Here is a 24,766-nt window from a genome sequence, read left to right on the forward strand (position 1 = left end):
CAGAACAGCCCTGACGGTGCCGAATCCGAAGTCCAAATCGCTATCGGGATCGGGATCGGTATCGATTCTTGAAATCCTGAGCTTTGTCTTCCCGTCGGCTTCGGCTCCGCCGGAGCCGACCTACGTACTGCTGAGTTTGTAGGCCTCTTTCTTGTGTTTTCCTTAACACTTAAAACCTAAAACTTAAAACGTCCTCATCCCCGTAGGTCGGCTGAAAGCGCAGCGTCAGCCGACGTAAGCCTTGGGTGAGCCACGAAACCTCTACAAAGCAGGAAAGCCCTGAGGGTGCTTGATCGAAATCGCTATCGGGATCGCTATCGAAATCGATTCTTGAAATCCTGAGCTTTGTCTCCTTGTCGGCTTCGGCTCCGCCGGAGCCGACCTACGTACTGGGAAAGCAGGTTTTAAGTGCTAGGTTTTAAGTGTTAAGGAAGACTGAGGAATTGAAGAATGGGACCGCGACTGTGACCGGAAATACAGGGAAGCTTTGAGGGGTGCCGAATCCAAATCGATATCGGGATCGGGATCGAAATCGACTCTTGAAATCCTGAACTTTGTCTCCTTGTCGGCTTCGGCTCCGCCGGAGCCGACCTACGTACCGCTGAGTTTGTAGGCCTCTTTCTTGTGTTTTCCTTAACACTTAAAACCTAAAACTTAAAACGTCCTCATCCCCGTAGGTCGGCTGAAAGCGCAGCGTCAGCCGACGTAAGCCTTGGGTGAGACACAAGACCTCTACAAAGCAGGAAAGCCCTGAGGGTGCTTGATCGAAATCGCTCTTTCCACTCCCTGTCGGCTTCGGCTCTGCCGGAGCCGACCTACGTACTGGGAAAGCAGGTTTTAAGTGTGAGGTTTTAAGTTGTTAGGAAAACTGGAAAAGATCGAATCTCGATATGGAGAGGACGTACTGTTTTTCCTTCTTCAATTCTTCAATACCTCAATTCCTCGATTCCTCAATCCCAAAATTCTTCAATTCCTCAATTCCCCTAACAACTTACAACCCCAAACATCCATTTCGGCACCAGCAAAAGGACTCCCCATGCGCTTCAATGTCGTACTGACCACCACCATCTGCCTCGCCCTGCTTCTCCCCTCGCTTGGTTCGGGCGCTGAGGACATCCAATGGACGGACCAGGAGAAGCGTCTTATCGCCAGCATGCAATTGGACAAGCTGCCGCCCCTGCCGGACGATCCGTCGAATGATGTGGACACGGACCCGGCTGCGGCGCGCTTTGGGGAAAAGGTCTTTCACGATGCCCGGTTCAGTGCCAACGACAAGATTTCCTGCGCCACCTGCCACCCGGAAGACAAATCCTTCCAGGACGGGCGTCCAGTGGCCGTCGGCGTGGGCCGCGTGACGCGGCGGACCATGCCGCTTATCGCTGTGGCCTATAACGACTGGTTTTTCTGGGACGGACGCAAGGACACCCTCTGGAGCCAGACGCTGGCCCCGATCGAAAACCCCCGGGAACACGGTATCAGCCGGACCGGTTGTGTGGAGTTGATCCGGTCCCAATACCGCGACGAGTACGAGGCGGTTTTCGGGCCGCTCCCCAAGCTGCCCGCCAACCTCCCGTCCATCGCCATGCCCGTGGAATTCGATCAGGACGCCCTCGAGGCGTGGCGGGAGCTTGATCCGGCGGTGCGGGACACAATCAACACCATTTTCGCCAACACCGGCAAGGCACTGGCCGCCTATGTCCGCGTTATCCTGCCCAGCGAAGCGCCGTTTGACCGCTTCGCCGCCGACTTGGCAGCCGGCAACGAGAATCAGGCCGATGGCCATCTGTCACAAAAACAGCAAGCCGGGCTGAAGCTCTTTATCGGCGATGCGGGCTGCTTCGGCTGCCACTTCGGTCCCCGGCTGACCAACGACGGCTTCCACGACACCGGCGTCAACGAGGCCTTCGGTCCGGAATTCGATGCCGGACGGGCCAAAGGCATTACCCAGGTCCAGCACGACATGTTCAACTGCATGGGGGACTATTCCGACGCCGAGCCCAAGGAGTGTTCGGCGCTGCGATTCATGGACACGGATCAGGACAAATACCGCCAGGCCTTCAAGACCCCGACACTGCGCAACGTGGCTGTCCGCCCGCCGTACATGCACGCCGGGCAGATCGAGACCCTGGAAGAAGTCATCGACTTCTACGCCAAGGAAAGCGAGACCAATCCTGAACTGACCCACGCCGATCTGACAGAAGAGAAAAAAGACGCGCTGATCGCCTTTATGGAGTCGCTGACCAGCGATGTCACGCCGAGGATGGACGAAGTTTTGAACTCTCAATAAAAACGGGAGCTTCCAGACCGTGGGATAGGGGTATTGGATTGGAAAATTGAGGGATCTTGGAATTGAAGAATGGGGTCGTGACTGTGGCCGTGTCTGTCACCGGAAATACAGGGAAGCTTTGAGGGGTGCCGAATCCGAATCCAAATCGCTATCGGGATCGGGATCGATCTTTCCCATTCCTGTCGGCTTCGGCTCCGCCGGAGCCGCCCTACGTACTGCTGAGTTTGTAGGCCTTTTTCTTGTGTTTCCCTTAACACTTAAAACCTAATACTTAAAACGTCCTCATCCCCGTAGGTCGGCTGAAAGCGCAGCGTCAGCCGACGTAAGCGTTGGTTGCGACACGAGACCTCTACAAAGCAGAAAAACCCTGACGGTGCCGAATCCAAATCGCTATCGGGATCGGGATCGAAATCGATTCTTGAACTTCCTGTCGGCTTCGGCTGGCGCCGGAGCCGACCTACGTACTGCTGAGTTTGTAGGCCTTTTTCTTGTGTTTTCCTTAACACTTAAAACTTAAAACGTCCTCATCCCCGTAGGTCGGCTGAAAGCGCAGCGTCAGCCGACGTAAGCGTTGGTTGCGACACGAGACCTCTACAAAGCAGAAAAACCCTGACGGTGCCGATCGAAATCGCTATCGGGATCGGGATCGAAATCGATTCTTGAACTCCCTGTCGGCTTCGGCTGGCGCCGGAGCCGATCGACGTACCGGCCACGCCTATGGAACTTTCCGCTTTCTCCCAGGAAGCTCTACACCCCCCCCGCGATCAGCTTTGTCTGAAAAACTTCCCGGGGGCTGCCGGCAATCACCGTCAGGCCGATCGTAATACGCACAAAGGGCCAACTACACATCAAGTTGCAAAGCGTCCCAGATTTCCTGAAATACCTCTGTGGCTCCGGTGACATACATATCGGCATGTTTCGAAGACTTCAGCATCAACCGTTGCCTTTTCTTGTGCAACTTCTGAAAAACGGTGCCGACATTCTCCAACTCGGATGAATCACGGAGGACAGCCTGGGCCACAAAAAATGCCTGTCGGTAATCCTTGCTCTTCTTTCCCTGATCCCGACGCCGGTCAGCAACGATGAGCTTATGGATCAAAAAAGCTCCCATAGATGGGATTGTGATCTTGCCCAGATCTCGAATCGTTGCTGTGCGAGGATTTTCCAGCAGGATATTCAGAAACGGAAGTGCCTGGGGGGCAATATCCAACTCTTTGATATACGGGTCACTCTCTTTTCTGCCGTCGCCGTGCCGTGGCTTTAAAAATTCTACTTTCAAATCGCTTGAGATATATGAAATAGTTCCATCTTTTCTGTTAAACTCTTCTTCGAACCCCATATTCTTGAGCTGAGCCCCTATCGCAGTGGCATTTCCCTTGTAGGGAATAGGAATGGCAAAATCGACATCAATTGTGCGTTCCGGAAAATATTCGACCTGGAAAAAATTCTGGTAGACTTTAAAACACCAAGACCCAACAAGTTGTAATCCTTCATCCCAGAGGCCCTCATCATCCATCATTTGAAAGAGGTCTTTGAGCTGCTGGCTGAAATTCTCCTTATTCATATTGGCAACTCCTAATCGTCTTAAAGCATGGCGTGACTTTTTGAGTTCCTCAATAGTCAATTTTATCTTATGCAGTTTTTTTTCAACTCGATTTGAGGGTAGTGATCCCTCAGGGCCAAGATACGTCTCGACTTTCGTCCCCTGAAAATTTCTTCTAAGATATACATAGACGTGCCCTCCCAAAGTGCGTCTTTTTATGGAGCCTCTGCCATTTATGAGCACTCTCGCGACAAGAGAGGTCTTCCTTGCACGGTAATAGGCAATGTTCTCGTCCAAAATATTGTCGATACTAAGATTCATGAGCCCCTCCTTGAGGTTCCGCTTTACACCCCTCAAATACAAAAATCAACTTTTGGGGTGTAACCCGGAGAGCAAAACCTGTGGGCCGTGCAGTCCATTGTGACTGTAAAGGTTTTAAGGCTCTGACGGTGCCGAATCCAAAGTCGGGATCGAAATCGATTCTTGAACTTCCTGTCGGCTTCGGCTGGCGCCGGAGCCGATCGACGTACTTGGAAGCAGGTTTTAAGTGTTAAGTTTTAAGTGTTAAGGAAGATTGAGAAATTGAAGAATAGGACCGTGACTGTGACCGTGTCTGTGACCGGAAATACAGGGAAGCTTTGAGGGGTGCCAAATCCGAATCCAAATCGCTATCGGGATCGAAATCGATTCTTGAACTCCCCGTCGGCTTCGGCTCCGCCGGAGCCGACCTACGTACTGCTGAGTTTGTAGGCCTCTTTCTTGTGTTTTCCTTAACACTTAAAACCTAAAACTTAAAACATCCTCATCCCCGTAGGTCGGCTGAAAGCGCAGCGTCAGCCGACGTAAGCCTTGGGTGAGGCACAAGACCTCTACAAAGCAGGAAAACCCTGACGGTGCCGAATCCAAATCGAAATCGCTATCGGGATCGGGATCGCTATCGTTATCGATTCTTGAACTTCCTGTCGGCTTCGGCTCCGCCGGAGCCGACCTACGTGCTTGGAAGCAGGTTTTAAGTGTTAAGTTTTAAGTACTAAGAAAAACTGGAAAAGACCGCCTCCCGATCTTGATTTCGATCTCGGTCTGGAGTAGCCATGCTGTTTTTCGTATCCTCTCTTTCCTCTCTTCAATTCTTCAATCACTGAATTCTTCAATCCCTCAATCCCTCAATCCCTTCATCCCTGGATTTCACAATGTCCCCCGCCTGTGCTAGAGCCTCCCCATGCGCATCTATCTTGTCGGCGGCAGCGTCCGCGACGCATTTCTCGGCCGGCCACGCCAAGATCGGGACTACGTTGTTCTGCAGACCACCGAGGACGAATTCAAGCGGTGCTTCCCCCGGGCCAAGCGGGTTGGCCGGGACAGTCCGGTCTTTTTGCTCGACGGTGACGAATACACCGTGTCCTCGGCCGCGGACATCACGGCGGACCTGGAAACCCGCGATCTGACGGTCAACGCCCTCGCCCGTGATGTTGCGACGGGAACACTGTATGCCCATCCCCAAGCCGAGACGGATCTGCAGAGGCGAGTACTCAGACCCGTGTGTGCCGCCAATTTTCGAGCCGATCCCCTTCGCGTCTACCGCGCGGCCCGTTTCGCGGCCTGCTGGCCCGAGTGGCGGGTCCATTCCGATTTGTTGGCTGTGATGCACGAGGTGGGGCAGGCGGGGCTTTTGTCCCAACCTGCCGCCGAGCGGGTCGGCGGGGAAGTCCGGCGGGCCCTGCAAGGCGTGCGCCCGGGCCGTTTTCTCAGCTTGATCGTTCAGACCGGCTGCCTGGGAGCGTGGTTTGCTGAATGGCAGGGAGCCGAGGCCATTCCAGCCGGGCCACCCGCCTACCATTCCGGATCTGTCCTGGCCCATACCTGCCGTGTTGTGGACGAGTTGGCCGGCTCGGAAACAGCGGCCTGGATGGGGTGGTGCCACGACATGGGCAAGGCCGGGACCCCTGCTAAACTCTGGCCGCACCACTACCGCCATGAACACCGGGGCGAGGCTATGGCCTGGCAGCAGGGGCAACGGTTGCGGCTGCCCAAACGGTTGATCCGTGCTGGCGGGATAGCCGCACGGTGGCATATGCTTGCCGGACGGTACGACGCACTGCGGGCTGGGACCCAGTTGGACCTGGTGTTGCGGCTCCACCGCGCTGGCTTGGTCGAGCCCTTTTGCGAGCTGGCCCGGGCGGATGGATCACCGGGGCTCTTGCCGCGCATGGAGGCGGATCTGACGCGGGTGTTGGCCGTGTCCCTGCCAGCAAACAAGCGAGGCCAGGGCCCGGCCTCCGGGGAGTACCTGCGCCAATTGCAGATCCGGGCATTACGAGGGGGATGATTGCGGTTTGGAAGATGGAGCGAGGTTTTAAGCTCCAAGAAAAAATTGAATAATTAAGGGATTGAGAATTTGAAGAAGGAAAAGAGACCGAGTGGGAAACTGTACAGCTTTCCCCTGAACGGGGTCGTACCTGTTGTCGGCTGACGCTTCGCTTTCAGCCGACCTACGTGACTGCTGCGGATGTCGTATTTTCGATAGCGGAGCTGATTACTGACCCTGTGGGTCCATTTTGAATGATGGTTTTGTTGATGCCGAGGTGGCGACAATACCCGCATACTCGGCGATACGTAGGTCGGCTCCGGCGCAGCCGAAGCCGACATCTTAATAAAGGAATAATCATGCGGTATCGACGTGCCTATGCTCCAGGAGGCACTTTTTTCTTTACTCTTGTGACCAAAAATCGATATCCATTTTTCAACGATTCGAAAAATGTGGAGATTCTTGGTCAAGAGATTCGAAATATTTGTACTGACAGACCGTTTAGAATGGACGCTATTGTCATCTTACCCGATCATATCCATTGTCTGTGGACATTACCCAAAGGCGACTCCGACTATTCAACGAGATGGAGATTGATCAAAAGAGCTGTGACCCAAAAAATAAATTCCGTGAATACTGCAAATTTTCCAATTTCCGTTTGGCAATCTCGCTATTGGGAGCATCAGATTCGTGATGCATTTGATTTGCGTTCTCATGTCGAATACATTCATTATAATCCTGTAAAGCATGGATGGGTCAAATCTGTACGGTACTGGCCATATTCGAGTTTTCATAAGTATGTGCAATGTGGTGAATACGATCGAGAATGGGGTACCAACGGGATAAGGTTCGAAGATGATATCGGAAAGGAATGATTGGGCCAGATTTTTTGTCGGTTGTGAAGATGATCTGTTGTGCTCGTGATCCCGATTTGAATAGCAAGTTTTCACTCGGGGCCCATGCGCAACTTCTGCCGGTCGACCTCCGCCCCTGTTCGCCTTCAGATTCAGAGATATATTCCCAACAAAGGAGTCGCTCCATGAATTTTTGCCGGTTCGGACGCATGTGGTGCCGAATAATCGCTGTTCTTGTGGTTGTCATGTTCTGGAGCGGTTTGGTCGCCGCTGTCGCCGATGATCATCGTGTCGCTGAGGTCCGCTGGATCCCGGACGGGGACACGGTCATTCTTGAAGACGATACCACCATTCGCCTGCAAGGCATCGACACCCCCGAGACCAGGCATGACGACCAACCGGAGCAGTATTTTGCCCAGGAAGCGCGAAAGGCGCTCCAGATGTATGTCGAGCAAGGGATGCGTTTTGTCCCCTCCCAGGAAGGCAAGGACCGTTATGGACGAGTCCTGGCGCGTGGCTTTCTGAGCGACGGACGCCTGGTCAACGAAGTGCTGGTTCGCGACGGTCTGGCCTTTTTCTATCCCCATCCGCATCAGGATCCCAAATTCCAGGACCGCCTCCTGCGGGCCCAACAGGAAGCCATGCGTGCCGGGCGCGGCTTTTGGCCGCGCATCCTCGATATGCCGGAGGCTGACGAGCCGTATTTGGGCAACACCCGAAGTTTTCGTTTCCACCGTCTGGAATGTCCGTTCGGGCTAAAAACAGCGCAGGGAAACCGACGCCATTTCGGCTCGCTCTATGATGCGTTTGACGCCGGATTCGCGCCATGTCGGCGGTGTACGGTATGGCCGGAGAAGTAAAAAAGACGGGGAGGGAGCCGGGAGGCTGTGGCCGGAAGGGTGGCAGGCGCTGGCCTGGCTTTGAAAAAGTTTTAAGTGTCAAGTTTTAGATGGTAAGGATGATTGAGGAATTGAAGAATTTTGGAATCGAGGGATTGAAGAGGAAAAAGGCAATAGACGAAAAATAGCACGGCCTCTCCAAGTCGGGATCGGGATCGAAATCGGGATCGGATGTGTTGATTTTTACAGCTTCCTCTTCTGTTTCCATTATTCCGGCTTGCCTCTCCGGACCGCCAGGCGCCGGACTGGCTCTTGCCGAAGCCGACAGGGATTTCAAAAATCGATTTCGATTCGAAACCCTCAGAGCTTCCCTGTATTTCCAGTCACAGATACCGTCACTGCGGGGAGCCTTTACGCCTTCAGTTGGTATCCGTAGCTCGCTTATAGTGCTTTCCAGCGCCAGCACAAAAACAAAGCCCGAGGCTAAAAGGCCCAGGGCTTTGCCGGGAGATATGAACTACCAATTAGAGAAAGACCCGATAATCAATGTTCAGCACTTCAGCTAAACGTTTGGCCCGTTCCTTACCGATTTCTTTTTTCCCGTTTTCCATGCTCGAAATATGACTTTGAGGGATGCCGGTCTTTTCAGCAAGTTCCACCTGAGTCAAGCCCTCCTTGTTTCGTGCCCCACGTAGGGCGATGCTATATTTGGGCTCACCCTCAAGCTCGGGAAAGAGTTCTTGCCAAGAGATACAATCGCTAGTGTCCACATAGCCATGCTTCTTGATATCCCGGAGTACGGCATCTTTTTTCCATTTTGGACCTGTGATGCGGATATCCACAGTCTCAGTAGGGGGCTTTTTCGTGGGTTCCTGCATATGTCACCTCGATGAGATTGATATCTCCTTCAATTTCTTCCCATATAGCCATATAGGTAGGCTGCCCACCTTTAATATGGCAGTGGTGCCTGTTGTAGCCAAGTTTTGAATAATTGGGCCAGTTGCCTCTGACCGGGCCAGCTTCTTCCATTTCCCATATTAAGGTGAGAAGGTTTTCCTTGGCTACCCTCGGAAATTCACGTGCTTTTTTGCGAACCTTCTTTTTGATTTGAACCTTCCAGCCCATACGAGGGGACTATACCCTCTTATGGTATATTGTCAATACCCTCTTTAATGCCTCAACCAACGCTTGCGTCGGCTGACGCCCTGCTTTCAACCGACCTACGGGGATGAGGACGCTTTAAGTCTCAAGGATGATTGAGGAATTGAAGAATTTTGGAATCGAAGGATTGAAGAGGAAAAAGGCAATAGACGAAAAACAGCACGACCTCTCCAAGTCGGGATCGAAATCGGGATCGGATGTGCTGATTTTTACAGCTTCCTCTTCTGTTTCCATTATTCCGGCTTGCCTCTCCGGACCGCCAGGCGCCGGCCTGGCTCTTGCCGAAGCCGACAGGGATTTCAAGAATCGATTTCGATACCGATCCCGATAGCGATTTGGATTTGGAAAACCTCAAGGCTTTTTTGCTTTGTAGAGGTCTCGTGCCTTAATCAACGCTTACGTCGGCTGACGCTCCGCTTTCAGCCGACCTACGTGGTTGGACCGTCCCCGGTAAGGTTGTCAGACAAAGCTAATCGCGGGGCTGCTGCTCAGCAACTGCCTGCTCAACCACAGCTGTTGTCAAACCCATTCTTCAATTCCTGAATTCTTCAATTCCTAGATCCCTAGATCCCCCAATTCCCCAATTCCCCAATTCTTCAATTTTCCTAAACCATAACACGAATAAAGGCAGCCCCGAAGGACTGCCTTTATTCGTTACCCATCGCCGCCCGTTCCGGGTGGCGCATTGTAGCGCTAGGATTCGTAATAGGAACGCAGGCTCTGGCTGCGCACGGGGTGGCGCAGTTTCCGCAGCGCCTTGGCCTCGATCTGCCGGATACGTTCCCGAGTGACGTTGAACAGCTTGCCCACTTCTTCCAGCGTGTGATCGGATTTCTCGCCGATGCCGAACCGTTTGCGCAGGACCTGTTCCTCGCGCGGCGTGAGTTCGGAAAGCACTGTGGAGATCTGCTCGGCCAGCTTGGAATTGACCGCCTCTTCCGCCGGGGCCACGGCTTTCTTGTCCTCGATAAAATCGCCCAGACTGGAATCCTCCTCGTCGCCGATGGGCGTTTCGAGAGAGATGGGCTCCTTGGCGATCTTGAGGACCTTCTTGACCTTCTCCACCGGATAGTCCATGCGCTCGGCGATTTCCTCGGGCTGAGGATCACGCCCCAGTTCCTGGACCAGATAGCGCGAGGTCCGGATGAGCTTGTTGATAGTCTCGATCATGTGCACCGGAATACGGATGGTCCGCGCCTGGTCGGCAATGGCCCGGGTGATGGCCTGCCGGATCCACCACGTGGCGTAGGTCGAAAACTTGTAGCCGCGCTGGTACTCGAATTTGTCCACGGCTTTCATCAGGCCGATATTGCCTTCCTGGATGAGATCCAGGAATTGCAGACCGCGGTTGGTGTATTTCTTGGCGATGGAAACCACCAGACGGAGGTTGGAGCGGATAAGCTCCTGCTTGGCCCGCAGGGCGTCGTAATTGCCGCGGTTGATGCGCCACAGGATCTCTTCAAGGTCGGTCACGGAATGGCAGCACTTCTCTTCCAGGCGCTGCAAAATCTCCATCTTCCCGGCCAGCATCTCCTTGAAAGAAAAGAGCTCTTCCACGGTCATGCCCAGATTGTCCGCAGCGATAACCGGATTGAGCTCGCGCCGGTCGAGTTCGGCGAAGATCTCTTCGATCTCGCCCCGGGTCTTGCCCACAGACAGGACATAGGCGGAAAGGTCGCGCCGGCAGTTGTGCATCTGGCGCACGTAATCGTGCAGGGTCTCGATAACCCGGTCGATGAGCGTTTTTTCCAGCTTGATATCCCGCAGGATCTGCACGACTTCGTGTTTGTAGTCGATGATCTTGTTCTGGACGCCGCGCACCCGCTTGTCCAGCGTCGCGCACTCATCAAGCTTGTAATAGATATTGACGCGTTTCTTATAGAGCTTGCGCAGCTCTTCAAGCAGGTAAATGACCCGCTCGCGCTGGTTCATCTCATCTTCGGACGGGTCGTCTTCCTCGATGGTCTTGACCACATCCTTGAGTTTGATGGTCCCTTTCTGGAGGTCGTCGCCGACCCCGACCAGTTCTTCCACGGCCACAGGGACTTCGATCAAGGCGTAGAGAACCTCCAATTCTCCGTCCTCGATCTTCTTGGCGATCTCGACCTCGCCTTCGCGGTCCAAGAGGGGCACAATCCCCATCTCGCGCAGATACATGCGCACGGGATCGGAACTGCGTGTGGTTTCAACCTCTTCGGTTTCCGTGATCTCGAGTTCTTCTTCCTCCTCGGAATCTCCCCCGGAGTCACCGGCCACCATGCCCAGATTTTTGCCTGTCTGGGCGTCCACGATGGCGATGTCCAACTGGTCGAAGATGGTGATAATCTCTTCGATCTGCTCCGGTTGGTTCACCTCGTTGGGCAGGGCTTTGTTTAGCTCATCAAAGGTCAAAAACCCCTTCTTTTTGCCCTCGGCGATGAGCGTTTTAATCTGCTGGACATCCTTGATGTTACTCATTGAGCCCCCCTAGCATGTCGGTATATGCTTGCAGAAGACGGTCCATTTCTTCCGCATCTCCAGCTTCCTGCGCCTTTTTGAGTGCCGTACGCATCTCATGCAGCTTCTCATCCTGGCGCGTCCTGTGTAAAAATTGTTCGATCCCCTCCCAGACGAGACGTTCACGCTCCGCCGGGATAGGATCCAGTTCAGATTGGATATAAAATCGCTTTTCCCCTTCGTCCAGGTGTAAAAGCAATTCTTCTCGCGAAAAGGCCTGAATTTTCCGCCACAGTTGCCGGCCGCGCTCCGTGGCCAGGGCGTGGTCCAGCCCCAGGACGTCGAGCCGCTTGGTGTAGGCCGGAAAAGAAATCGCAAAATGGAGGAGTTCCCGGTCCCTTTGCCCGGGAGAGGTGCGTTCCAATCGCTGGCCGCGTTGCTGCGCGCCACCGCTGGTCTTCGCTTCCCGATTGCCGTCCACGGCGCGCCGCAGTTCGGTCTCGGACAACTCCAGGCCCGCGGCCACACGGGGCAGGAAATAGGCCTGCCAGGTGCTGTCGTGCAGGCCGTTCAAAAACTCGGTCGCCCAACGCAGAATCTCCCTGGCCACGCCGCTTTCGCGCAGCACCCGCAGACAAAACGACAACCCTTCCTCTGCCTCGCGGACATACCGCTGAAAACCGGCCGCGCCCTGGCCCTGGAGCAGACTGTCCACGTCCTCGCCATCGGGGAGACTGACCACCCGGCATTGGACCCCTTGCCGCAGAAGCATTTCCGCGCTGCGGGACGCGGCCTGACGTCCGGCCCGGTCGCCGTCGTAGACCAGGGTCACCCGGCGGGCCAAACCGGCCAAGCGCCGGACCTGCTCTTCGGTCAGGGCCGTGCCCAGCACGCCGCAGGCATTGGTGAAGCCATAGCGGACCAGGGCGATGACATCGGCATACCCTTCGGTCAGCAGGACCTCTTTGGACTGGGTCACGGCCTGCCGGGCCTGGTACAGGCCGTAGAGATGCGCCCCTTTCTTGTAGATGGGCGAATCACTGCTGTTGAGATATTTCGGCTCACCCTCGCCGATGACCCGGCCCCCGAAGGCAATGACCTTGCCGCCCAGATCGTGAATGGGGAAGGTCACCCGTCCCCGGAACCGGTCATAGATCCGGCCCTTTTTATTCTGGGACAGCAGCCCAGCGGTAACCCCTTTTTGCGGACTGTAGCCGCTTTGCTGGAGGTGGCCGCACAGGGCTTGCCACTGCTCCGGCGCATAGCCGAGCCCGAAATAGTCCTGCATGGTTTCGTCCACCCCCCGGGCTTCGAGGTATTCCCGGGCCTGCCGGGCCTCGGCGGATTCCAACTGGCGCTGGAAAAAACTCTGGGCCAGGGAGTGCATTTCCAGACAGGCCCGGCGCTCCTGCTGGCGCTGGGCGGCCTGGGGGTCGGGGCGGTCATTGAGGGTCACCCCGGCTTCCCGGGCAAGTTCCTCAAGGGCCTGGCGGAACTCCAGGCCGTTGATCATGCAGTAAAAATCAAACAGGTCCCCGCTGGCCTGGCAGCCGAAGCAATAAAAGAAGCCTTTCTCCGGATGGACGCTCAGGGAGGGCTTGGTTTCCTGGTGGAAGGGGCAGACTCCGGCCCAGCGGTCTCCCACTTGGCGCAGATCCACATAACGACGGACAATGTCGACGATATTCAAGCGGGCCTTGATCGCCTCGATAGTGTCGCCGCTGCGTCTGGCCATGGGGATCTTCCTGCTACGCTACTTGACTCGGTTAGGGATTGAAGAATTGTGAATTGCGGGATGCAAAAATTCGGGGGTTGAAAAATTAGGGAAAGAACAGGCCTCAAAACGACAACAGGACCGGGAAAATCAGTATGAGGTTGACGTCGGCAACGCCGAAGCTGACGTGGAGTGCAACGAGTGATCCCATTTTCGATGTCGGTTGCATTTGAGGGAAGGATCAAAGCCAACGCTTCCGTCGGCTGACGCTCCGCTTTCAGCCGACCTACGGGGATGAGGACGTTTTAAGTTTTAGGTTTTAAGTGTTAAGGAAAACACAAGAAAGAGACCTACAAACTCAGCAGCACGTAGGTCGGCTCCAGCGCAGCTGAAGCCGACAGGGATTTCAAGAATCGATTTCGATACCGATCCCGATAGCGATTTCGATTCGAATGCCTCAGGGTTTCCCTGTATTTCCAGTCACACACACCGTCACTGTCACGATCCCCTTCTTCAATCCCCCAATTCTTCAATCCCTCAATCACCCAATTCCACCTGCGTCACTCCGTCGCCGCCCTGCTCGGGGCGGCCGAGTTCGAAATGGACAACACCGGGCGCCCGTCTGAGCATGTCCTGCACCTCGCGGCGCAGCACCCCCTCGCCCTTGCCGTGGACGATTTCCAGATGGCGCCGGCCTTCGAGGCGCGCGCGATCCAGAAACCGCTCGACTTCGTTGCGGGCCTCTTCAGCCCGCATGCCCCGCACATCGAGGCGCAAAGGCAGGCCGGACTCTTCGGTCTGAACGAATTGGACCGAGGAAGACGGCGACTTCGTGCCCTCGCCTGCAACGCGCTGGACCTCAGCAAGTGAAGCCCATAACGACACGCCGCCGAGATCGAGCTTGATCCGCTTTTTGCGGCTGTCGACCTCCTCGACGGCGCCCTTCTTCCCCCAGGACACATAGATCAACCGATGCCCCGGCTCGATCTCCTCCAGAGTCAGCGGCTGGGACTGCGCCTCGGCTTCGGCCTGGGCTTCGATCTGGTGCCGCATCCGAGCCAATTCTTCCTGGGCCTTTTTCCGGCTTTTCTTGCCGGCCTTCCACTCCCGGACAATCTCCTGGGAGGCGGCCTTGAGATCTTTGAGCAGGGCACGGCTTTCCCGTTCAAACCGGTCCTGTAGCCGTTGACGCTCGCGTTCGAGCTGCGCCTTTTGACCCTCGAGTTCGTCCAGGGTCTCCTGGCGCCGGGCCGCCAAGCGGTTGAGCCGCTCCAAAAGGCGGTCGGTCTCGTCGCTTTCCAGAAGCAGGTATTCCTTGGCCCGATCCAAAATCTGTTGCGGCAGCCCCTGGTCTTCGGCCACATCCAGGGCCTGACTCGCTCCGACCTGGTCGTAGGCCAGACGGTACAGCGGACGACGGGAATCGGGATCAAAGAGAACCGACGCGGCCCGGACTCCCTCTGTGCCCATAGCATAGGCCTTCAAGGCCGGGAAGTGGGTCGCGGCACCGATCCAGGCCCCGGCGGACAGCAATCCGTCGAGGACTGCCTGGGCCAGGGCGGCGCCCTGACTCGGGTCGGTCCCGGCGCCGAATTCGTCGAGAATGACCAGGCTCGAGGGACCCATCTGGGGCCAGGCGCGTTGAAAATGGCCGATCTGTGCGGTGAAGGTGCTCAAATGGTCTTCCAGACTCTGCTCGTCACCGAGAACGGCAAATATGGTCTCCCACAACGGCAGGGTGCTGTCGGCCGCCACAGGGACCGGCAGGCCGGCGTGGGCCATGAGTGCCACCAGGCCCAGGGTCTTCAAGCAGACGGTCTTGCCGCCCGCGTTCCCCCCGCTGATGACCAGGGCGCGCTGGCCTTCATGCAGGGCGATGTCCACCGGCTGCACCGTTTCAGCGCCCAGGGCGAGCAAAGGGTGACGCGCCTCGCTCAAACGCAGGGCAGCGCCGGGGTCGGGTACCAGTGGGGCCCCGTCCATCGCCTGGGCCAAGCGGACCTTGGCGGCCAGGACATCGGTCTGCACCAGCCAGTCGTACAGCGCCTCCACCTCGTCGCGTTCCTGATGCAATAGCCCGGTCAGATACCGCAGGACTTCGCGTTCTTCCTCACGTTCCTGCTGCTTGAGTTCCTGGAGGGCGTTATTGAGATCGACCAGGAAAAAGGGTTCCAGATAGCAGGTGTCCCCGCTTTGGGAGTAGTCGTGGACAATACCAGGGATACGGCCCTTGAAATTGGCTTTCAGGGCCAGCACATAGCGGTCCGAGGAGACGGTAAAATACTCGTCCTGGAGATAGGCCGACAGGGCCTCATCGTGCAGGGAATCCTGGACTTTTTTTGTGCACTGCTGCTGGATGCGCCGCAATTCGACCCGCACGGCCAACAGACCGGGGGAACTCTCGTCGGTCAGCCGTCCGTCGGGTCCCAGACACCGCTTGAGCGCGGAAGTAAGCTTCTCCGGCCAGGGGCACCGGGCGCGCCAGGCGTGCAGCGCCACAGCCCTCTCGTCACTGATGGTCTCGATGGCTTCGGTGACGGCGACAGCACGCTGAAGAACCTGGGCCACGCCCCACAATCCATCGGCATCGAGAAAGCGGTCTTCCTGCTGTACATACTCGAAAACACCTTGCAGTCCGGGAAACGGCAGGACGGCATTCAGCCATTGCCCGGCCCATTCCAGCCCCTCGGCGACCAGAGCGTGCCGGTGGTGCAAGGCATTGCGATCCGCCATCGGGGCCAGATCGCGGCAAGCCGCTTGCCCGGCTTCGGACTGGGCCCGCGAAGCAAGGTGTTCCAAAAGTTGGGGAAATTCCAATAAACGTAGCGTACGGGATTCCATTGGCGAGTCGATCCGTTCGTTGTGTCCGTATCGGGCACGGCGCACGCCGAGACGGGTGGGAAAGGGTGGCCGTGGAGCGCAAGCCTTCGTGGGGAAGCCGCTGGGGCGAGGCGCTTCGACGATTCCCAGTCCCAGTCCAAGGCCTGGGCGGGTCACAGTGCCCATATACCGGGATTCGTTTTTGGGCCGCAGCAGCCGGGTGTCCCTACTGGCACAAGCACGGCAAAAAGTTCACCTTTGGGCGTTCAGGCATATGCACCCTTGGGAATGGAAAAGCGCTTTCATAAGGAAAGCTGGCCCTTGAACGTTTTTGCCGCCGCCCCTGGGGAGTTGTGTCCGGGCTGCGCGATACAGCCTCTCAACAGCCAGAGAGACCAGGTGGCGAGAGCATGTCCCACGGCTCTCGGGGCAGAGCCCATCCGGGGAGCCAGGGAACGTAGCCGGGCTCATCTCCCCGGCAAAGGAAAAATACAACAACACCACTATCCAGGATGCCTCCCGGACTGAGCCCGGCGGCACCCTGGATGTCGTGTTGGGCGGTGCCGACACAAGGCCGGCACCTTACAGCCAATTGAAATGGTTCTAGAGGAGACGCATTTTGCGCATCTTCTTCAGCAAGCGCTTGCGCGCAGCAGCTTCTTTCTTCTTGCGCTGAATACTCGGCTTTTCATAGTGTTGCCGCTTTTTCAGCTCGGAAAGAATGCCGGCCTTCTCCACCTGCTTCTTGAATTTGCGCAGGGAAGCCTCAAAGTTATCGTGATCTCCGATAATTACTCCGGGCACAGTGCCTCACCCCCTCATCATAAATTTTGGACTTCTTGCCTGGACAAGAAACATTTCATAATAGCCATGGAAAGCCATTTTGACAAGCAAAAAAGGGACCCCGCCTCGATTCAGACGGAGTCCCTCAAATAGCTCATATTCCCGGAACGTTAGTGGTGCTTGTCCGCAAACGTCTGGGCCAGGGAGCGCAGTACAACAAACCCGACGCCCGCACCGATCACGAGCAATACTCCATACAGGACGCCAAAAAAGATCGCGTGGTCAGGAAGCCACCAGGGCAAATCCTGAGGAAGCATACTTTGTACAGTTTCACCTGGGATCATAGATAGCTCCGCTGCTTATTTGACGGCATCCTTGAGAAGTTTTCCGGGACGGAACTTGACGACTTTGCTGGCGGGGATGGTGATCTCCTGCCCGGTCTGAGGATTACGGCCTTTGCGGGCCTTGCGTTCCTCGACGGAAAAGGTGCCGAAACCGGTCATGGTCAGCTTGCCTTCCTTTACCAGGGTGTCTTCGACGGATTCGAGAAACCCATTCACAGCACGTTCAGCGTCAGCTTTGGTCAAACCGGATTTCTCAGCGACTTTCCCAATAAGATCTGCCTTTGTCATTCCTTTCCTCCTCTTGCGTTTCGCTTGGCTTGTGGCTTCCCGGTTGCCCGGACCGGCCGCAAACAAAAATGGCCGATATTTTCTGCTAGGCAACGAGGTCGTTTTGGCTTTGGCCAGCTTCCTTTGCTGCCTATAGCAAACACTGCCGTCTGTCCAGGGGTGAAATGCCCTGAAACTCGCGCCCAAAGCGCCTGAACACTTGTTTGAAGGGAAATCCGGCTCACGTCAACCCCTGAACCCGCCATTTTCCGGTCTTTTCTGGGGTTCGGCCCTTTTAGGGGCCCCTTTCGGGGTATCCGCCAGCGGTTTCGGAGCGCCTCCGACCAAGCCCGTCACAGCGGGGTTTGCCACGCCAGGTTGATTTGGGGGACGTTTTACGTTTCAGTCTCCCTGTCGGCTTCAGCTTCGCTGGAGCCGACCTACGGACTTGAAAAGCAGGTTTGAAGTGTTACGTGTTAGGTATGAAGTTGCTAGGAAGATTATCGAATTGAAATGTTGAGAAATTGAGGAAAGGGGATCGCGACAGTGACCGTGTCTGTGACGGAAAAGGCATAAAAGCCTTGAGAGCGCTGAATCGAAATCGCTATCGGGATCGGGGTCGATTCGTGAAATCCCTGTCGGCTTCAGCTTCGCCGGAGCCGACCTACGAAACGCCTTTTTTCTTTTCAATCCCTCGATTCCAGAATTCTTCAATTCCTCAATAATATAAATTACTTAAAACCTCACACTTAAAACTTAACACTTAGACCTAAATCTTCCCCCCAACCAATCGCGCCAGCTCCAGAAACGCCTCAGGCGACAAGGCTTCGGGCCGGACCCGGCGGTCGAGTCCCTGGGCCTCCAGCCAAGCCTCCAATTCCGGACTCCAGACCGATTTTAAAATGGAACCGAGCTGCTTGCGACGTTTCTGGAAACACACCCGCAAGACCTGTCCCAGCGCCTCTTGTTGGGCTTGGCTCAGGGACCGCCCCGCGGGGTCCAGGCTGACCACCGCCGAATCCACTTTCGGGCGGGGGCGAAAAACATTGCCGCCCAGGGTGCGTTCGTAATGGACCCCGGCGAAGGTCTGCACCCACACCGACAGGGCGCCGTAAGCCCGCGATCCCGGAGCAGCGCACAACCGTTGGGCGACCTCTTTTTGCACCGTGAACACCATCCGCCGCGCGGCCGGAGTTCGGGCAACGAGGTCCCAAATAATCGGCGAGGCGACATTGTACGGCAGATTGCCGATCACACGCCAATCGCCACGTATCCCTTCCCAGGCGAATTGCATGGCGTCACCAACGATGACGCGGAGTTGGGGGTGCCGATCGGCCAAATATCGCGCCAAAACGCGGTCTTTTTCCAGGACGCTCACCTCCAGACCCTGGCCGAGCATCTCTTCAGTCAAAGCGCCGCGCCCGGGACCGATCTCGAAGACCCGGTCGCCGGGGGAGGCGCGCAGGGCGCCAATGATGGCCCGAATCGTATTGGGGTCGACCAGAAAGTTTTGCCCCAGGCTCCGTTTGGCCCGGGGCAGATCGTCTGCGTTGGGGGGCTGGTCCCCTGTGGAGGGCGCGGTACTCAAAACACCTCCTCTGAGGCCAGATAATGCAGGGACTGAACCGAAAGCGGTCCGCCGGATTTGGGGTCCTGCTCCGTGGCGTGCAGAAACGAGTCGACCCACCAGTGGATATCCGCGCCGGCGACTTGATTGCGCAGGGCGCGCATACGATGGCGCCGCTCTTCCCGAGGCATATAGTAGCCCTGTCGGATGGCCCGGGCCATGCCCTCCACGTCATACGGGTTGACCAGGATCGCGTGCTCGAAAAACTGGGCGGCCGTACCGGCGAATTCGCTGAGGATCAAGACGCCGTCCTCGCGGTAGTTGCAGGCGCAATACTCCTTGGCCACCAGGTTCATTCCGTCGCGAAGCGGGGTGACCAGGGCCATATCCGCAAAGCGATAAAACGAGATGAGTTCTTCCCTGGGCAGGCTGCGGTACAGGTAGTGGATGGGGATCCAGCCGGGCGTGGTGAATTGACCGTTGATTTCGCCGACCAGGCGCTCGATCTCGACCTTGAGCTTCTTGTATTCGGGCACATGCTCCCGGCTGGGGACCACGACCTGAACCAGTGAGATCTTGCCCTGCAGATCCGGGTAATGGAGCAGGGCCTGGCGCAGGGCTTCAAGCCGGGCCGGGATGCCTTTGGTGTAGTCCAGTCGGTCGATGCCGAGAAGGATCTGCCGGTTGGCGTGGAGACGGTTCAGGCTTGCCGTGCGTTGGGAAACCTCCCGTGAGGAGGCCTGCTTTTCAAAGGCGTTGAAATCTATGCTGATCGGAAAAGCGCCCACCTTGGTCGACAACGGGCCGCAGGAAACGCGCTGGAAATTGCGTCCCCCTTCGGTCTCCACGTCGGAGCACAGGCTGCGCATGACGTGGACAAAATTGCTGACATCGCGCTGGGTCTGCATGCCGACGAGGTCAAAGGACAACAAGTCGCGCACCAATTCCCGCCGCCACGGGAGTTTCATGAAGGTATCCGGAGCCGGGAACGGGATATGGAGAAAGAAGCCGCACTGCCGCTTTCCGCCGCTTTCCCGCAACTTCCGGGCCACGGACATGAGATGGTAGTCGTGGACCCAGATGTAGTCGTCGTCCCGGGCGACACTCTGGATGCGCTCCGCAAAGCGGCTGTTGACCGTCTCGTATGTCCGCCAGAAATCGGGCTGGAAATTGCAGTGGGTGTGGAAATCATGAAACAGGGGCCAGAGCACGGCGTTGGAAAATCCTTCGTAATAGCCCTGGACGTCGCTGGCGCTGAGCGGGACCGGGACCAGATCATACCCCTGCTCCCGGGAGAAGCGGTCCAACGGCGCCGAGACATCGGCCTCGACATCCGTCCCGGGCCAGCCGACCCAGATGCCGCCCCGCTTGCCCAGAACCGGGGCCAAGGCCGTGACCAGACCGCCGCTGCCGGGATTGACTTCCCAATGGTCGTCCATCCATTTCAGGGCAATGGGAAGGCGGTTCGAGACAACGATGAGACGTTGCTGGTCTGAGTAGCTCATAGATCCTCCATCTCTGCCTGCAAAAACCGTAACGTGCAGCCACGCTCCAGCTTTTTGTACTCTCGGAAACGGGAATCACTCCCTGATCTCAGCCCTTCGGCAGTTTCAAATAGTCTCATCGTCGCCGTGCCGGGCTGCCTGGAGCCAGCGGCGTAAGAACTGGAGCAATTCTTCCGGGGGAACGAGCCACAACGAAGCCAGGGTCGGTCGCCACTGCTTTCGCACCAGAACCGAAAGGCCGCACTCTCCCAGGGCAGCGAAACCATCCTCATCGGTCCGGTCGTCCCCGAGATAGGCCGCCGCACTCGTTGCCGCAGGGACCTCCGCCACAAGTGTTTTTACGGCGTGGGCCTTACTCAAATGCGCAGCGCGGAGTTCCAGGCCGCCGTCAAACGGGTGCAGGGCGAGCGCAAAGGTCTGGCTCAGCTTTTGCCAATTTTCATGTAGCATGTTCGCGGTTGTTCGCAAACCCGCCTCCTGCGCCCCCCGCCAATGCAAGGCCACGCAGCCGGGTTTATACTCCAGGTTCGTCCCAGCTCCCGCCTCATCCGCCAGAGCGGCGGCCTGACGCAGGCCATCGCGCTGGGTGTCGCTGAGCGAGACCGGCGTCAACGTCCCATCCGGAGCGAGGTGTTCGCCCCCGTGACAGCCCCAGATCTCCGGGGGGGGATCGAGACCAAGCAATCTGGCGACCACAGAACTTTCCCGTCCCGAGACAAGTACCACCCGGGTCCGCCCCGCCTGTTGCAACGCCCGGAGCAGCTCCGGGACTTCGGGATACGGAAAGGCCCGATCCCGCTCCGGAGTAAACGGGGCCAGGGTCCCGTCATAGTCCAGCAACAGCAACCGCTGGTCAGCCTTGGCGACGCGTCGCCAGAAAGAAGGCCCCTGGCCCCAGTTGCCCCATGTATGTATATCGCGTTCTCGGGTGTCGGACATGACAGATGCTCTGCAGTAATAGAATTGAAAGATCTAGGAATTGAGGGGTTAAGAGATTAGAAAATTGAAGAATTGAAGGATTGAAAGCCTCGAACAGGAAGAAAACTTCGCAACATATAATACGTACCTTAAAATACCCGATTCCTTTTTTAAAGAATCAGACAAAAAGAACTCCTACTGCACACAAAAGACTTTACATCAATAGCTTACACCAGGCACTGCTTTCAAGTTCAAACTCTATAGCCACCGGCCTTTGAACTGATAATCATTGCCCAAGCCCACTCCTTTTCAGCCCTTCCATCTTCCACTTCTTTAATTCTTTAATCGTTCACTTCTTGAATTCCTCAATCCCCCAATTCCCCAATCCCTCAATCCCTCAATCCTTCAATTCCTCAATTCCCCAATCCCCCAATCCCCCAATCCATCAATTCTTCTCAAGCACATCGAAACGATCGAAACGCATCACAAACGTCGCCCGGCCTTGGGTCGAGGAGCGCAGATCCGTGGAAAATCCGAACAGCGACCGCAGGGGGCTGTAGGCCTGAACCACCTTCTGTCCACCGCGGTCGAACATGTTCTCGATTTTGCCTCCCTTGCTGCCGAAAAGGGCCACAACATCGCCGACAAAATCTTCGGGGACAAAGACCTCGACCCACATGATCGGCTCCATGAGCTTCGCATTGGCGGCTTCCAGGGCCTGTTTGACCGCGCTGACCGCGGCCATGTGACAGCCGGCCTCAGACCCGTTCGGACCGTGCTGCATTCCGGTGACCTGCACCCGGACGCCGTGCACTGGATACCCAAGCACCACCCCGCTTTGCAGGGCGTCCTCAACCCCTTTGGCGGCCGCATCAAGCCACTTTTCCGGCAGGCCGTCGCTGTTGAGGGTAAAGACAATATCGTTGTCGCTTTGCCGGGTCCGGCGCGGTTCCACACGGACCTCCACCTGGCCGAAATGGGGCTTTTCACCCAACTCGCGGTCAAAAACCCCCGTGGCCGCAGCTGGCTGGCCGATTGTTTCCTGATAGACCACCTGCGGTTTACCGGCCCGCAATTCGACATGGTATTCTCGGCGCAACCGCTCCAGGACAACCTCCAGGTGCAACTCGCCCATCCCCGAGAGAATAATCTGTTCCGTGTCCTCCTCACGCTGTAAAAACAGGGTCGGATCTTCCTGGAGCAGTTTGTCGAGGGCTTCCAGCAGCTTTTCCTCATCCTTTGTCGTCCGGGCCTCCAAAGCCAGGGAGAGCACTGGGCGGTAGGCGCTGATCTGTTCCAGCACCAGCGGATCGCTCCGTCGGCAGAGCGTGTCCCCGGTGCGGGTCTGGCGCATTCCGGCCAGTGCCACGATTTCTCCGGCCCGGGCCTGGGACAGCTTGTCCTTGTGCCCGGCATGGAGGGTGAACAGCCGTGCTGCGCGCTCTTCGATGTGCTGGGTCGCATTGTACAAGGTCTCACCGGGCTCGATAGCCCCGGAATACAACCGCGCCAGAACAAGTTTACGGCCGGTTTCCATCGTTACCTTAAAAACCAGGGCCGAGAGTGGGCTCTCCGCAGCGACAGGAAAACTTTTAGGATGCTGCGTTTCCGGGTCCAGCCCCTGGGCCGGGGGCACGTCCAGCGGACTGGGCAGATAATCCCGGATGCCGTCCAGCACCGGCTGCACCCCGATATATTTCAGGGCCGACCCCAGATAGACGGGTACCGCCTTTTGCGAGAGCGTCAACGACCGCAGAGCCCGCTTCACAGCTTCCGTGTCCACCGGCTGGCCTTCGACGTAGGCCTCAAAGACCGCTTCGTCCTCTTCGGCAGCCGCCTCCACCAGGGCCTCCCACCAAGCGCGGGCCCGTTCTTCCTGTTCGGCGGTCAACGGCTTATGCGCAAAGGTCTCCCCCTTGCTCTCGATGTCGAATTCCAGAAATTCCCAGCGCATCAGATCGATAATTCCCTGAAATTCGCGGCCTTGCCCCTCGGGCAATTGCAGGGCCAAAGGACGGGCCCCGAGGCGTTCGCGCATGGCCTCCAAGACCGCCTCGAAATCGGCGCCAAGGCGATCCATCTTGTTCACAAAGGCCAGTTTGGGCACCCGGTAGCGCTCCGACTGGTGCCAAACGGTTTCGCTCTGGGGTTCCACCCCACCCACGGCGCAAAAGACGCCGATAGCTCCGTCCAACACCCGCAGACTCCGCTCGACCTCGATGGTGAAATCCACATGCCCGGGGGTGTCGATGATATTGATCTGCTTATCCTGCCACTGACAGGAGGTGAACGCCGAAGTAATGGTGATGCCCCGCTCCTGTTCTTCGGGCATGTAGTCCATGGTGGCCGTTCCCTCGTGGACCTCTCCCATGCGGTGGATCCGCTTGGTATAGTAAAGAATCCGTTCCGTCAGGGTCGTCTTGCCGGCGTCGATATGGGCAATGATCCCGATATTGCGCACTCTGTGGAGATATTTTTCCGCCGCTTTGCTCATATGCCCTCTCCTGTCGCCTGCGTATCGGCCCACGCCAGACTCCTGTGGCCCAGGCTTGCCAGCTCGAGTTCCGGATCGCACCAACAATATTCAAATCCCGGTGTCAGTACCAGACGTCCCGGCGCCATGGCCGATCGCATCCGGTCCTCGGGGACGAAGACCCCGTCATAGGACCGGGCGCAAAACATTTCCCAGGATCCTTCAAGGGGCGTTGCCCAGGACAGATCATCCACCGGCCGACCCCAGACATCAAGGGACAAGCCGGCATACATCCAACTGAGCGCCTCTGTATTCCAGGAGGCTTGCTCCCTATTCCACAGGCCGAGCCGCTTCGGATCCGGGTGATCAACACCCCGGCACCCGGGCGACACGCTCTGGATTGTCTGTGCCGCCACTCGCCCCTGCTCACCGACGCTGACCACTGTTCCGGGCCCAGCAGGGAGTGTCTCCTGGATCGCAAATGAGGCCGGCACTCCGGCCACGTATTCGATGCCGGCAAGTTCCAACGCGGCCAACAGGGAAGCCGGCCAGTCCGCATCCGTATGGCGGATGACGACCACTTCTGGACAGCCGGTCATGATCAGGGGCACAACTGCGCTGAGGAGCACAGCCGGGGACTGCACAGAAGCGTCCAGGCAAACCACCCCCCATTGCGGAGGCTGCCACGAAACGCAGGTCATGAATCCTTCGGCGTGCCTTCGTTCCCTGTACCCTGCGTCACAAGGCCCACGGCCATACCAGGAATAGAGTCTGGCGATCTGGGTCTTGAGCCAGGAACGGCGGACATCGCCAACCGCTTCATACGCCTGCCCGAAAAGCGTGTCTGGAACCAGGTACGGCTCTAGTACTGTGCCCCACTGCATACCATGTCCTTTCTCGTTTGTCCCAGCGCACCACGCACGTGGTGCGCTACCTGTATTCCCGAGCCT

Annotated in this window: 18 protein-coding genes; 4 read left to right on the forward strand and 14 right to left on the reverse strand. The window is 57.0% G+C overall.

All coding sequences use genetic code 11. The annotated features are described in order from the left end of the window. Positions 1–1,036: 1,036 nt before the first annotated feature. Positions 1,037–2,287, forward strand: a complete 1,251-nt coding sequence (locus DRET_RS09430) for a cytochrome-c peroxidase (protein ID WP_015752312.1) — start codon at positions 1,037–1,039, stop codon at positions 2,285–2,287. Positions 2,288–3,128: 841 nt separating this feature from the next. On the opposite strand, the gene DRET_RS09435 is transcribed toward DRET_RS09430, so the two are convergent. Next, positions 3,129–4,151 (reverse strand): nucleotidyltransferase family protein, encoded by a 1,023-nt coding sequence (locus DRET_RS09435; protein ID WP_015752313.1) that lies wholly within the window; start codon positions 4,149–4,151, stop codon positions 3,129–3,131. Positions 4,152–5,049: 898 nt separating this feature from the next. Between DRET_RS09435 and DRET_RS09440 the strand changes: the two genes are divergently transcribed. The 3 genes from DRET_RS09440 to DRET_RS09445 all read left to right on the forward strand — a co-directional run bounded on the left by DRET_RS09440 (position 5,050) and on the right by DRET_RS09445 (position 7,849). Continuing rightward, positions 5,050–6,156, forward strand: coding sequence for a tRNA adenylyltransferase (locus DRET_RS09440; protein WP_015752314.1), 1,107 nt, complete (start codon positions 5,050–5,052; stop codon positions 6,154–6,156). 338 nt (positions 6,157–6,494) lie between these two features. Beyond that, on the forward strand, positions 6,495–7,010 hold the full coding sequence (locus DRET_RS13445) for an REP-associated tyrosine transposase (RefSeq protein ID WP_015752315.1): 516 nt from the start codon (positions 6,495–6,497) through the stop codon (positions 7,008–7,010). 164 nt (positions 7,011–7,174) lie between these two features. Beyond that, positions 7,175–7,849, forward strand: a complete 675-nt coding sequence (locus DRET_RS09445; protein ID WP_015752316.1) for a thermonuclease family protein — start codon at positions 7,175–7,177, stop codon at positions 7,847–7,849. Positions 7,850–8,352: 503 nt separating this feature from the next. Here the strand turns inward: DRET_RS09445 and DRET_RS09450 are convergent. The 13 genes from DRET_RS09450 to DRET_RS09510 form a co-directional block, all read right to left on the reverse strand. After that, positions 8,353–8,706, reverse strand: a complete 354-nt coding sequence (locus DRET_RS09450; RefSeq protein ID WP_015752318.1) for a helix-turn-helix domain-containing protein — start codon at positions 8,704–8,706, stop codon at positions 8,353–8,355. Beyond that, entirely contained in the window at positions 8,675–8,953 is a 279-nt protein-coding gene (locus tag DRET_RS09455; RefSeq protein ID WP_015752319.1) for a hypothetical protein, read from the reverse strand. The genes DRET_RS09450 and DRET_RS09455 overlap by 32 nt, the downstream gene beginning before the upstream one ends. Before the next feature lie 729 nt (positions 8,954–9,682). Then, positions 9,683–11,446, reverse strand: coding sequence for an RNA polymerase sigma factor RpoD (gene rpoD / locus DRET_RS09465; protein WP_015752321.1), 1,764 nt, complete (start codon positions 11,444–11,446; stop codon positions 9,683–9,685). After that, positions 11,439–13,160, reverse strand: coding sequence for a DNA primase (dnaG, locus tag DRET_RS09470; protein ID WP_015752322.1), 1,722 nt, complete (start codon positions 13,158–13,160; stop codon positions 11,439–11,441). The genes rpoD and dnaG overlap by 8 nt, the downstream gene beginning before the upstream one ends. A 516-nt stretch (positions 13,161–13,676) precedes the next feature. Further along, positions 13,677–15,980, reverse strand: coding sequence for an endonuclease MutS2 (locus DRET_RS09475; RefSeq protein ID WP_015752324.1), 2,304 nt, complete (start codon positions 15,978–15,980; stop codon positions 13,677–13,679). Between the two features lie 582 nt (positions 15,981–16,562). After that, positions 16,563–16,763 (reverse strand): 30S ribosomal protein S21, encoded by a 201-nt coding sequence (rpsU, locus tag DRET_RS09480; RefSeq protein WP_015752325.1) that lies wholly within the window; start codon positions 16,761–16,763, stop codon positions 16,563–16,565. 149 nt (positions 16,764–16,912) lie between these two features. Further along, on the reverse strand, positions 16,913–17,086 hold the full coding sequence (locus tag DRET_RS13835; protein WP_015752326.1) for a hypothetical protein: 174 nt from the start codon (positions 17,084–17,086) through the stop codon (positions 16,913–16,915). 15 nt (positions 17,087–17,101) lie between these two features. Continuing rightward, positions 17,102–17,374, reverse strand: coding sequence for an HU family DNA-binding protein (locus DRET_RS09485; protein WP_015752327.1), 273 nt, complete (start codon positions 17,372–17,374; stop codon positions 17,102–17,104). Positions 17,375–18,122: 748 nt separating this feature from the next. Beyond that, a complete protein-coding gene (gene rsmA, locus DRET_RS09490; protein ID WP_015752328.1) occupies positions 18,123–18,941 on the reverse strand; it encodes a 16S rRNA (adenine(1518)-N(6)/adenine(1519)-N(6))-dimethyltransferase RsmA in 819 nt (272 codons plus the stop codon). Further along, positions 18,938–20,425 carry an alpha,alpha-trehalose-phosphate synthase (UDP-forming) gene (locus DRET_RS09495; RefSeq protein WP_015752329.1) on the reverse strand — a complete coding sequence of 496 codons (1,488 nt, stop codon included), beginning with the start codon at positions 20,423–20,425 and terminating at the stop codon, positions 18,938–18,940. Before DRET_RS09495 ends, rsmA begins: the two co-directional genes overlap by 4 nt. Before the next feature lie 105 nt (positions 20,426–20,530). After that, on the reverse strand, positions 20,531–21,364 hold the full coding sequence (gene otsB, locus DRET_RS09500) for a trehalose-phosphatase (protein ID WP_015752330.1): 834 nt from the start codon (positions 21,362–21,364) through the stop codon (positions 20,531–20,533). 424 nt (positions 21,365–21,788) lie between these two features. Continuing rightward, positions 21,789–23,837, reverse strand: a complete 2,049-nt coding sequence (fusA, locus tag DRET_RS09505; RefSeq protein ID WP_015752331.1) for an elongation factor G — start codon at positions 23,835–23,837, stop codon at positions 21,789–21,791. Then, positions 23,834–24,700 (reverse strand): hypothetical protein, encoded by an 867-nt coding sequence (locus DRET_RS09510; protein ID WP_015752332.1) that lies wholly within the window; start codon positions 24,698–24,700, stop codon positions 23,834–23,836. Before DRET_RS09510 ends, fusA begins: the two co-directional genes overlap by 4 nt. Between the last annotated feature and the right edge of the window lie 66 nt (positions 24,701–24,766).

Origin of the sequence: Desulfohalobium retbaense DSM 5692 (assembly GCF_000024325.1) — a bacterium.
GTDB lineage: Bacteria > Desulfobacterota > Desulfovibrionia > Desulfovibrionales > Desulfohalobiaceae > Desulfohalobium > Desulfohalobium retbaense.